This window comes from Acidithiobacillus sp. TH-A35, from assembly GCF_057473505.1.
Genome location: NZ_JBYCKR010000186.1, coordinates 1 through 10,281, shown reverse-complemented (window position 1 = coordinate 10,281; position 10,281 = coordinate 1). Strand labels below are relative to the sequence as shown.

Annotated in this window: 11 protein-coding genes and 1 pseudogene; 4 read left to right on the top strand and 8 right to left on the bottom strand. The window is 60.3% G+C overall.

All coding sequences use genetic code 11. The features are described from left to right. The 4 genes and pseudogenes from AC2VNK_RS06445 to AC2VNK_RS06430 all read left to right on the top strand — a co-directional run. Positions 1 to 471 (top strand): annotated as a pseudogene (locus tag AC2VNK_RS06445) (excinuclease ABC subunit UvrA); the annotation flags it as partial. Between the two features lie 64 nt (positions 472 to 535). Next, a complete protein-coding gene (locus AC2VNK_RS06440; protein WP_486883218.1) occupies positions 536 to 1,090 on the top strand; it encodes a hypothetical protein in 555 nt (184 codons plus the stop codon). Positions 1,091 to 1,206: 116 nt separating this feature from the next. Then, positions 1,207 to 2,076 carry a thioredoxin gene (gene trxA / locus AC2VNK_RS06435; RefSeq protein ID WP_486883217.1) on the top strand — a complete coding sequence of 290 codons (870 nt, stop codon included), beginning with the start codon at positions 1,207 to 1,209 and terminating at the stop codon, positions 2,074 to 2,076. Positions 2,077 to 2,213: 137 nt separating this feature from the next. Continuing rightward, positions 2,214 to 3,731, top strand: a complete 1,518-nt coding sequence (locus AC2VNK_RS06430; protein ID WP_486883216.1) for a Do family serine endopeptidase — start codon at positions 2,214 to 2,216, stop codon at positions 3,729 to 3,731. A 19-nt stretch (positions 3,732 to 3,750) separates the two neighbouring features. Here AC2VNK_RS06430 and xerD read toward each other — a convergent pair whose 3' ends face one another. The 8 genes from xerD to AC2VNK_RS06390 form a co-directional block, all read right to left on the bottom strand. Further along, positions 3,751 to 4,659 carry a site-specific tyrosine recombinase XerD gene (gene xerD, locus AC2VNK_RS06425; protein WP_291522032.1) on the bottom strand — a complete coding sequence of 303 codons (909 nt, stop codon included), beginning with the start codon at positions 4,657 to 4,659 and terminating at the stop codon, positions 3,751 to 3,753. Between the two features lie 46 nt (positions 4,660 to 4,705). Then, positions 4,706 to 5,938, bottom strand: a complete 1,233-nt coding sequence (locus AC2VNK_RS06420; RefSeq protein ID WP_291522030.1) for a hypothetical protein — start codon at positions 5,936 to 5,938, stop codon at positions 4,706 to 4,708. Positions 5,939 to 5,962: 24 nt separating this feature from the next. Then, complete coding sequence (gene rplS / locus AC2VNK_RS06415) at positions 5,963 to 6,307, bottom strand: 50S ribosomal protein L19 (RefSeq protein WP_291522028.1); 345 nt, start codon at positions 6,305 to 6,307, stop codon at positions 5,963 to 5,965. Between the two features lie 21 nt (positions 6,308 to 6,328). Then, positions 6,329 to 7,072: a tRNA (guanosine(37)-N1)-methyltransferase TrmD gene (gene trmD, locus AC2VNK_RS06410; protein ID WP_291522026.1), complete on the bottom strand. Its 744-nt coding sequence runs from the start codon at positions 7,070 to 7,072 to the stop codon at positions 6,329 to 6,331. Then, positions 7,072 to 7,587, bottom strand: coding sequence for a ribosome maturation factor RimM (gene rimM, locus AC2VNK_RS06405; RefSeq protein WP_291522024.1), 516 nt, complete (start codon positions 7,585 to 7,587; stop codon positions 7,072 to 7,074). The genes trmD and rimM overlap by 1 nt, the downstream gene beginning before the upstream one ends. Then, positions 7,571 to 7,831, bottom strand: coding sequence for a 30S ribosomal protein S16 (gene rpsP, locus AC2VNK_RS06400; RefSeq protein WP_215893491.1), 261 nt, complete (start codon positions 7,829 to 7,831; stop codon positions 7,571 to 7,573). Before rpsP ends, rimM begins: the two co-directional genes overlap by 17 nt. Before the next feature lie 70 nt (positions 7,832 to 7,901). Further along, entirely contained in the window at positions 7,902 to 9,278 is a 1,377-nt protein-coding gene (ffh, locus tag AC2VNK_RS06395) for a signal recognition particle protein (protein ID WP_486883215.1), read from the bottom strand. 338 nt (positions 9,279 to 9,616) lie between these two features. Beyond that, positions 9,617 to 10,281: EAL domain-containing protein (locus AC2VNK_RS06390; RefSeq protein WP_486883214.1), on the bottom strand; the 665-nt coding region annotated here is incomplete at its 5' end.

Here is a 10,281-nt window from a genome sequence, read left to right as displayed (position 1 = left end):
GACGTTCTGGAGATGACGGTGGAGGATGCACGGGCCTTTTTTGACCCCGTCCCCCCCGTCGCCCGCAAATTGCAGACCCTGCTGGATGTGGGCCTGGGTTATCTGCGTCTGGGCCAGTCGGCCACCACCCTCTCCGGTGGCGAAGCACAGCGCGTCAAGCTCTCCCGGGAACTCTCCCGTCGCGACACCGGGCGGACCCTCTACATCCTTGACGAACCCACCACCGGGCTGCACTTCCACGACATTGCCCTGCTCCTCGATGTGCTGCAGAAGCTGGCCGACGCGGGCAACACCATCGTCGTTATCGAGCACAATCTGGACGTCATCAAGACGGCAGACTGGGTCATCGACCTCGGCCCCGAGGGGGGTTCCGGCGGCGGCCAGATCATCGCTACCGGCACACCGGAGGAAGTGGCGCACAATCCCCTGTCCCACACCGGGCATTATCTGGCGCGACATCTCAATCGTTGAGCTTTTTGCACACCCGCAGCCAATACCGCAAAATAACCGGCAACCATTGACTGGAGTTCACCGCATGCCCGTCCTCCCCGAACGCCGAGAGCAGATCCGCAGCGCCCATGCGGCGCTCATCCTGCAAGTCGTCGCCGCCTGCCAGAATGTCCATCTCCGGGCGCCGCTGGAAGAAAACCTACGCGTCGCCACCGCCAATGGCTGGGGCGATCTGGTCGCCATCATCCGCCAGATTCTGGCCGGGCAACGTGAGCTGGGCCTGCTGCAGGGGCTGGACGAAGAAGACAGTACCATCATCGAATCCATCCTCATGGGCTTGCAGAATCCCGAAACCTTGCCCAAAGCCGGAGACCCGGCTGATCCCACCCTCGCCGCGCCCGGTCTGGCCAGCGTTATCCTCGCCGCCCGCCGCGGTGAGCCGGAAGCCCTCGCCTGGCTGGGCCGTATGGCCAGTCAGATGCAGCGGGCCGGCGGCGATATGGCGCGCATGGGCGCGGCCCTTGGCCCCCTCTCCCGGGGCCAGTACGACCGCCTCAAACTGGAGCGCGGCATGGGACCGCTCGGGCGTAGTCTGCTCCAGTCCGTGCTGGACGCCCTGGCTAAAGCTGAACAGCAGTAACCGCCCCGGAAACCAGCCGCGCCTTGAAAACGCCCCATTTTGACCACACCTGAAACGGTAAATAACGGCAGTGCGGTCTATCCTCTTCTTCTCACCTCTTCCTCTCAGGAGTTCGTATGACAGTCAATGGGCACGTTCTCGAAGTGAACCTCGGTAATTTTCAGGAAGCCGTTGTAGGGCTATCCCGGAAGGTACTGGTACTGGTCGATTTCTGGGCGCCCTGGTGCGCGCCCTGCCGGGCATTGGGTCCGGTCCTCGAAAAACTGGCGGCGGAGATGGACGGCGCCTTCGTGCTCGCGAAGGTCAATTCTGACGAAAACGCCGACCTGTCGCGCCAGTATCAGGTACGCGGCATCCCGGCCGTCAAGGCCTTCAAGGATGGTAAAGTCGTCGATGAATTTACGGGGGCGCTTCCCGAATCCGCCGTGCGCCAGTTCATCAAGAAAAACCTGCCGTTGCCGGGTGACGATCTTCGCGTGCAGGCCCTTGACGCCATTGCCCAGGGCAAGGCGGCAGAGGCCGAACAATTGCTGGAACAGGCCATCGGCCTCAACCCCAGGAACGATCCTGCGCGCCTGGCGCTGGCGCACTTAGCCATCCAGCAGGGCCGCCATGCCGACGCCCAGGCGCAGATCGACGCCATGTCCCCCACCTTTCAAATGGAAATTGAGGTCGAGGGACTGAAAGCCCTGCTGGAATTCACCGAGACAGCCCGCAGCGCACCGCCCATGGCCGAACTGGAAGCCACCATTGCCAGCGAAAAGGGCGATCTCCGTGCGCAGGCCATGTATCAGCGGTCCTTGCTCCTTCTTTTGCAAGGGCAGGAAGAGGCGGCCCTGGACCAGCTCATCGAGATGGTTGAACGCCACAAAAACTATCAGGACGGCTTGGCCCGCAAAACCGTACTGAAGATATTCGCTTTGCAGGGTAATCAGGGGCCTCTGGTGGAACGCTACCGGTCCCGCCTGTCCCGCGCTTTGCACTGAGGGCGTTGCTATCCGCCACCGTCTCTCGTTGAGATTTATGTGTTATGTTGTAACGGTTGGCCGGAACTCCCGGTCTTTTCCCAGAGTCCAACCCAGGACGTACCGAGCTGCAAGACAAAATCCCGAAGGAGAGTCCTATGGCGAATAATCGCCCGAATTCGATGTTGAAGCGCCCCAAACTGGTAGTCACTGCCGTCGTAGCGGCATGTTTTGGTTTTTCACTGGGTGCGACGGAGTGGGCACATGCCGATGCCCCTACCTCGCCCGCCTTGTCCATCGCCACCAATACGGCCCCCCAGCAGGCGCTGGTCGCGCTGCCGGATTTCACCCCGATTATCGACCGTTACGGCCCGGCGGTAGTGAATATCAGCAGCACCACGAATAAGGTCATTCACCAGCAGACCAACCCTTTTCCGCCAAACTCGCCTTTCTATCAGTTTTTTCATCACTTCATGGCTCCCGGACAACATGGTTCAAACCCCCAGCAACATGAAAAAATTCAATCTCTTGGATCTGGCTTCATCATCAGTCCCGACGGCTATATCGTCACCGCCGGTCATGTCGTCCGCGGCGCGAACCATATCGTCGTTACCCTCACCACCCATCATGCCTATCCGGCTAAGCTGATCGGTCTCTCGGTGCGTTACGATACGGCACTGCTCAAAATCGACGCCAAGGACTTGCCCACCGTGCCCATCGGCAACTCCGACGATCTGAAGGTTGGCCAATGGCTGCTCGCCGTCGGCGCGCCTTTCGGCTTCTATAACACCGTGACTCAGGGCGTGGTCAGCGCCATGAACCGTCCACTGCCCGATGATGAATACATCCCCTTCATCCAAAGCGACGTGCCCATCAATCCCGGCAACTCCGGCGGACCGCTCTTCAACATGAAGGGCCAGGTGATTGGCATCAACGATCAGATTTACACCAACAGCGGCGGCTACATGGGTCTGTCCTTCTCGATTCCCATCAATACCGTGATGCGGGTGGTGCAGGACTTCAAGGACCACAAAGCGATCCAGTTCGGCTATCTGGGCGTCGAAGTGCAGGATGTCACGCCGCCAATGGCGCAAGCACTGCACCTCAAAGAACCGGTGGGCGCACTTATCGCCTCCGTCATGCCGGGTAGCCCGGCCGCCAAGGCAGGCATCAAGCCCGGTGACGTCATCGTCACCTATGACAACAAGCCGGTGTACAATGTCGGGCAGTTACCGCCTATGGTTGGCAATACCCTGCCGGGGACGCAGGCCAAGGTCGGCATCCTCCACCGCGGAAAAGCGGAAACCAAAGATGTCCTGATTACCGCCCTACCCAAAAACATGGAAGGGCCTTCCGGCAGCCAGGAACCTTCCACGGCGGCCAAAGTGGGCAAAGTCTCCCGTATGGGCATCCATGTCCAGTCGCTGACCCCCAGCATTGAGAAGCAGTTGGACGTGCATCATGGTGTCGTGGTGGTCGGCGTTAGTGAAGGCGCGGCAGCGGAAGCCGGGATCATGCCGGGCATGATCCTCCAGCAGATTGATCAGCAGGACGTCAACAGTCCCACCCAGTTGGAGCACATTGTCGCCGCTCTGCCCGCTGACCAGCCTATCCCGTTGCTGGTGCGGCAGGGCAAAGCCAGCATCTACGTGGTGGTGACGCTGCCTAAGAAGTAGAGGCGCGACAATACAGGCATCACCCGCGCGGGTGATGCTTCTGATGTAATTCCTTCAAACGCGCCTGCGCCACATGGGTATAAATCTCCGTGGTGGAGAGATTCGCGTGGCCAAGCATCAATTGCACACTGCGCAGGTCCGCGCCGTGATTCAGCAAATGGGTGGCGAAGGCATGACGCAGGCCGTGGGGAGAGACGGTCTGGGTAATCCCCGCGACATGGGCGTAATGCTCAATGTTTTGCCAGAAACGCTGCCTGGTCATGGCGGCTCCGCGTCCCGTCACGAAAACGGCAGCACTGATGCGTTCGCCCAATATCTGCGGACGACCGCTTTGCAGATACTGCGCCATGCGTCCAGCGGCCATTTCTCCCATGGGCACCAGACGTTCCTTGCGACCCTTACCAAAGACCACCACCAGACCGGCGCTGAGGTCTACCTGGCGCGTCTCCAGATTCACCAGCTCCGACACCCGCAAACCGCAGGCGTACATCAACTCCAGCATGGCTGCATCGCGCAGTCCCAGAGGACGAGTGCAATCAGGGGCGGCGAGCAGGGCCTCTGTCTCGGTTTCACTGAGGACATGGGGCAGCGCCCGGCCGAGGCGGGGACTTTGCAGATTACGGCTGGGATCACGAGGCACCCAGCCCTCCCGCTCCGCATGACCGTAGAAGCGGCGCACGCTGGAGAGCAGGCGAGCCACGGAGCGCAGAGCCGCTCCTGACTGTAGCTTCTGTCCCAGTATACGCGCCAGAGCACCTTCATCGGCTGTGGTCAGGGTCAGCCCTTGCCCTGCGAGGGCGACCGCCACCTGCAGCAGATCCTGGCGATAAGCCGTCAGGGTATTTTCACCGAGGTTTTTTTCCAGCCACAGGGCGTCGAGAAAGGTATCTATCTGCTGACGCTCAGCAGACGCGGCGGCTGTAGTCATCGAATCGCCCAGTTGTGGTAAAACAGCGCGTCAGAACGCCAGCGGGTCAGTCCAGAAACAGGCGTGTAACTACCAGAGGATGAATCCATGCCAACGGTCCTCCCGTCAAGGATCCGGCGCGCTGCGTAGTGCGCCACAGGGACCAGAAGCCTGCCGGTCCACCCTGTGCCACACCGCGCTCGGCCACCTGTAACCACCACTGCGGGCCAGAGCCGGACGCCGCGGCATACAAAGCCCCCTGCCAACTGAATGGCGCAGGCACCGGCTCCAGTGCTGCCCGCTCACGATAAGCGGCCAGCGTACTGAAGTCCGGCCAGTCTTCCTGACGCTTCCATCCGGCAAAGCCAAAAGTGGTAGCCGCAGCACTGAACAACACTTTCCGCGCCTGCCGCAAACTCCGGTGGGGTAATGCCAACAAACTGCCGAGCCAGACATAGAGACGAATCAGCGGCAGGGGATCCTTGTCGCCACCGCCCTCAATGATCATCAGGGTAACGGTCAGGAAGAGCTGACGGATGGCGTCCAAAGGCTGGTCGCCGAGGGCGCGGATACGCCCCATGAAGGCAGGCAGATCGCGATCCCGCAGGGCATGGAGCAGCGGTTTATCTATGGCCGGATCGCGACTGGCACGCCCCTCTGGGACCACCACAGCCACCCCAGCAGGCAGTTTCCAGTGACTCTGCAAAAGCGCCAGGGCGCCCAGCGAGAAAGGCCGGGCAGACAGATCAGCCGCGGCGTCATGCCACTGCCCGTACAGGATGGTACGCAGACCCTGGGCGTGGTTATCATCGGCCAGGCGCTGGGCCAGACGGTTGAGGACAATCCGCCTGGCGTTATCGTCCTCCGCCATACTGAACAGCAGCGGCGCCAGCGTCTCCAGATCACCGTCTTCAATAGCCTTGGCGAAGGTGTCCGCCTCCATGTCCAGGGGCATGGGGTTGGCGGCCTCAAACCTCAGCGCAGCGGGCAGCATGGCTGCCGGCTTCACCAGCGATGCCTCCTGCACCTGTAAGGCAGTCGCCAACAGTGCAGGGGGCAAAGACTCCGCATCAGCGAGGAGCGCCAGGGTGTCCGCCACAATCTGCAGGGCCTGCGCATCTGCGGCGGCGGCCCACCAGTGCGGCAACAAACTCTGCTGCCAGGCAGCGCGCAAGACCAGGCGCTGAGCGGAATCGGCCCAGAGGATTTCCCGCTCAGGTACAGAAGCAAAACGCCAGTGTTCGAGGATCTCCCTCGAACCCGGCGTCAGCACTCCCTCATCCAACCCGAACCCGGCCATGGCCGAGTGCCGCGTCAGGCTGCATCAGCCCAGCTTTTCTTTGATGCGTGCAGCCTTACCGGAGAGGTCACGCAGATAGTAGAGCTTGGCGCGGCGCACATCACCACGACGCTTCACTTCTACCTTGGTCACCAGCGGCGAATAAGAGGGAAAAACGCGCTCCACCCCTTCACCGTTGGAGATTTTGCGGACCGTGAAAGCAGAGTGCAGGCCACGATTACGGCGGGCAATGCAAATACCTTCAAAAATCTGGATGCGCTCGCGGTCGCCTTCCTTCACTTTCACGTGAACAGCGACCGTATCACCCGCACCAAAAGCCGGCAGTTCCGACTTCATTTGTTCCTGATTAATTTCGTCAATGATGTTCATGCCCAACTCCTTAGCCTAGTATTACTGCGTTTCGCCGCCCTGACGGCGATACTCTTCCAATAATGCTTTCTCACCAGCCTGCAGCCCCCGTTGCTCCAGCAAATCCGGGCGCCGCTCGGCGGTGCGTCCTAACGACTGCTGCAAACGCCAGCGGCGGATGCGTGCGTGATCTCCGGAAAGCAGCACCTCCGGAACCCCCTCCCCAGCCACCACTTCGGGTCGGGTATAATGCGGGCAATCCAGCAAGCCGGACGCCGCAAAGCTATCTTCCGCCGCCGAATCCGCATGACCCAGCAGACCCGGCAACTGCCGCGCCACCGCCTCCATCAGCACCAGCGCCGGCAACTCACCACCTGCCAGCACGTAGTCGCCGATGGACCATTCCGCATCCACCGCTGCCAGCACCCGCTCGTCAATGCCTTCATAGCGGCCTGCCAGTAAAATCAGGCCCGGCAACACCGCGAAATCCTGCACCGCCTGCTGCTGCAAGCGCTGCCCCTGGGGCGACAAGTAAATCACCGGCGCCCCCGGATTGGCCTGCCGCGCTGCCGCGATAGCCGCCAGCAAAGGCGGCGCCATCATCAGCATGCCCGGCCCGCCGCCAAAAGGGCGGTCATCCACCCGCCGGTAGGTGCTGTCACTGAAATCCCGCGGGTTCCAGGTTTGCACCTCAATCAGCCCGCGGGTCAACGCGCGGCCGACAATGCCCTCCTGCAAATAACCGTGGATCAGCCCCGGAAAAATGGTGATGACGTCGAAACGCATCACCAGTCGGCTTGCCAATCCACGATAATCTGCCCGGCGGACAGATCCACACCTGCAGACGCTTCGGCCGACCACGGAATGAGCAGCTCACCACCCTTGCCGTCGCCGACCACCATCACGTCATTCGCCCCAGTCTCCAGGAAAGCAGACACGGTGCCCAGAGCGACACCTTCCCGGTTCAGTACCCGCAACCCGGTCAGCGTGCTCCAGTAAAATTCACCTGCTCCCGGATCAGGCAATTCGGCCCTGAGCACGGCGATCTCCTGCCCGATAAGGGCACGCGCCTGCTCACGGTCATCTACCTGCTTAAGCTTGGCCACCACACCCTCGCCCTGCATACGCCCGTCTTCCAGCACCCAAGGGCGCCGGGCCGGGCCGAGATACCAGGGCGAGTAGTCGAGGATGGTGTCGCGCTCTTCGGTAAAAGAAAAAACCTTCACCATACCGCGCACACCATAGATGCCGGAGACACGCCCCAGCACCACCCACTCCCCGGCATCAGGCGCTGGCGACACCCGTCTTGCTCACGCCTTCTTTCTTCAGAAAGCCGGCGACGGTATCGGACGGCTGGGCACCCTGGCTCAACCAGTAAGCGGCGCGTTCTTTGTTGATCCGCAGCTCGGCTACTGCGCCAATGGGATTGTAAAAGCCCAGGCGCTCAATAAAACGACCATCCCGACGGCTACGGCTGTCGGTCACCACAATGTGATAAAAAGGCCGCTTCTTGGCGCCGCCCCGGGCCATACGAATGACTACCATGTGTTCTCCTTAACCATGATCCCCTCCCACTGTGCGGGAGAAAGGCGCGTATCGTAACTAAAAACAAGCTCTAACGGAAGGGTAAACCGCCCTTCAACATCGATTTGGGATTCATCCCCAGCAAACGGCTGAGCCCCCGGCCCCCTTTACCCATTTTTTTGAACATCTTTTGCATCATTTCGAACTGCTTAAGCAGGCGGTTGACCTCGGTGACGGTCGTCCCGGAACCTGCCGCAATCCGCCGCCGTCGCGAGGCTTTGATGATGTCCGGATGCCGCCGTTCGCCGGGCGTCATGGAATTAATCATGGCCTCCAGACGGCGCATCGACTTGCCATCCTGCATGGCGCTTTGCGCCTCGGCGGGCAACTCGCCCATGCCGGGCAGCTTATCCATGATACTGGCCATACCGCCCATGCGCTCAAGCTGGCGCAACTGCTCACGGAAGTCTTCCAGATCGAAGCCCTTGCCGCTGCGCAGCTTGTCGGTCATTTTCCGGGCCTGATCTTCGTCCACATCCTGCTGGACCTGCTCCACCAAGCTGACGATGTCGCCCATGCCCAGAATGCGCGAGGCCATGCGATCCGGATAGAAAGGTTCCAGGCCCTTGCGAATTTTCTCACCGATACCGATGAACTTGATGGGTTTACCCGTAATGGCCCGCACCGACAGCGCTGCGCCACCGCGGGCATCACCATCGGCCTTGGTGAGGATCACGCCGGTCAGCGGCAGGGCATCGTTAAAGGCCTTGGCGGTATTCACCGCGTCCTGGCCGGTCATGGCATCGACCACGAAAAGCAGTTCCACCGGTTTGACCGCCGCGGTCAGGGCCTGCGCCTCGGCCATCATCTCACTGTCCACGTGCAGACGCCCCGCCGTGTCGACGATGAGTACGTCGTAGACGCCGCGCTGGGCCGCTTCCACCGCATCCTGGGCGATGCGCACCGGCTGCTGGTCGGGGCTGGAGGGGAACACATCCACCGCAATATCTTTACCGAGATGCACCAACTGCTCCATGGCGGCAGGACGGTAGACGTCGGTACTGACCATCAGCACGCGCTTCTTTTCTTTATCCTTGAGCCACAGAGCGAGCTTGGCACTGGTAGTGGTCTTACCCGAGCCCTGCAAGCCCGCGAGCAGGATCACCGCCGGGGGACGGGCGCTGAGATCGAGGCGATCATTGTGCGCCCCCATCAACTTCACCAGCTCATCATTGACGATCTTGACGAAGACCTGCCCCGGCGTGAGGCTCTTGACCACGGCTTCACCCATAGCCTCTTCGCGGACGTTATGGATGAAGTCTTTGACTACCGGCAGGGCTACGTCGGCCTCCAGCAGCGCCAACCGCACATCGCGCAGTGCGTCGCGGATATTATCCTCGCTCAGCCGTCCCTGGCCGCGCAAGTTCTTGAAGGTCTGAGTCAGTTTCTGGGTCAGATTGTCAAACATGGGTCCCCCTCGTGTAGGGGTGGATTTTGGACTGTATGGAGCGGTCGCGCAATGCGTGACATCACCTCTCCTGCCGCACCGGCAGAGGATTGAACTGATGCCGTTGATGACGCCAGTCGGGCATGAAGTGGCCCATCCGCACCTTGAAACGATTGAAGCGCATCGGGAGGTCCTGTTATCAAGTGCTTGAACGCCACGCAGCTTGATTAAGGTGACTAATGGCCGATTTTGCAGCGTAACCGGTCATTCACTTTCTAGGAAACTCATCGCGGTGGTCCAAGCAGATCCATCTAGCCTTTGGGCAGGCGGTACACGCTGAAAAACCAACCGCGATTTGGTTAGTTGCCCTTTATTTTTTTGTATTCCGCGATCACGGCATCCAGCAGATGACGTTCTGCTGTTTGCACTGAACTCCAGTCGTGCTCTTTAGGCGCGGCTATGATTCGTAAATTCATGGCTACCATAGCCCGATGATACTCTCTATGCAGAAGATCTATGGTGCTACCCTCTGCAATCCCTAATCGCTGTAGATCCTTTGTGATATGACAAGTGCTCACATCTGCCAGAGGCATATAGCTCACCAGCTGCGGATCGTGCCGAATGGCATTTTTAAAGACTGCGTTATGGGTGATTAGCTCGGCATAGAGCCCGAGAAGGCTCGTTGGATGCTCGCGTTGCGTCTTAGGAGGATGCCTTAAGAATTGGAGCAACGCCTCTAAGGGCAGGGGCCTCGCGATGGCATAACCCTGGAACATTTCCACGTCCAGCATGGTCAGCGCATCCAATATATCATCCGTTTCCACGCCCTCTACTACAAGACTGACCCCGAAGTTTTCTGCGAGTTCCTGCATCGTAATCACGAAATACAGATCTTCCGGGTGCTGCTCCAAGGTGCGCACGAAACCTTGATCCAACTTGATTTCATCTACCGGCAGGGCTTTCAGACGCAGGAGCGAGGAATAGGCGCTGCCGATGTCATCCAAGGCAATGCGCACCCCTGAGG

What these genes read in the sequence shown, in the direction of transcription:
- AC2VNK_RS06440 (WP_486883218.1), top strand. Translation starts at nt 536, where the DNA reads ATGCCCGTCCTCCCCGAACGCCGAGAGCAGATCCGCAGCGCCCATGCG.
- trxA (WP_486883217.1), top strand. Translation starts at nt 1,207, where the DNA reads ATGACAGTCAATGGGCACGTTCTCGAAGTGAACCTCGGTAATTTTCAG.
- AC2VNK_RS06430 (WP_486883216.1), top strand. Translation starts at nt 2,214, where the DNA reads ATGGCGAATAATCGCCCGAATTCGATGTTGAAGCGCCCCAAACTGGTA.
- xerD (WP_291522032.1), bottom strand. Translation starts at nt 4,659, where the DNA reads ATGACTACAGCCGCCGCGTCTGCTGAGCGTCAGCAGATAGATACCTTT.
- AC2VNK_RS06420 (WP_291522030.1), bottom strand. Translation starts at nt 5,938, where the DNA reads ATGGCCGGGTTCGGGTTGGATGAGGGAGTGCTGACGCCGGGTTCGAGG.
- rplS (WP_291522028.1), bottom strand. Translation starts at nt 6,307, where the DNA reads ATGAACATCATTGACGAAATTAATCAGGAACAAATGAAGTCGGAACTG.
- trmD (WP_291522026.1), bottom strand. Translation starts at nt 7,072, where the DNA reads ATGCGTTTCGACGTCATCACCATTTTTCCGGGGCTGATCCACGGTTAT.
- rpsP (WP_215893491.1), bottom strand. Translation starts at nt 7,831, where the DNA reads ATGGTAGTCATTCGTATGGCCCGGGGCGGCGCCAAGAAGCGGCCTTTT.
- ffh (WP_486883215.1), bottom strand. Translation starts at nt 9,278, where the DNA reads ATGTTTGACAATCTGACCCAGAAACTGACTCAGACCTTCAAGAACTTG.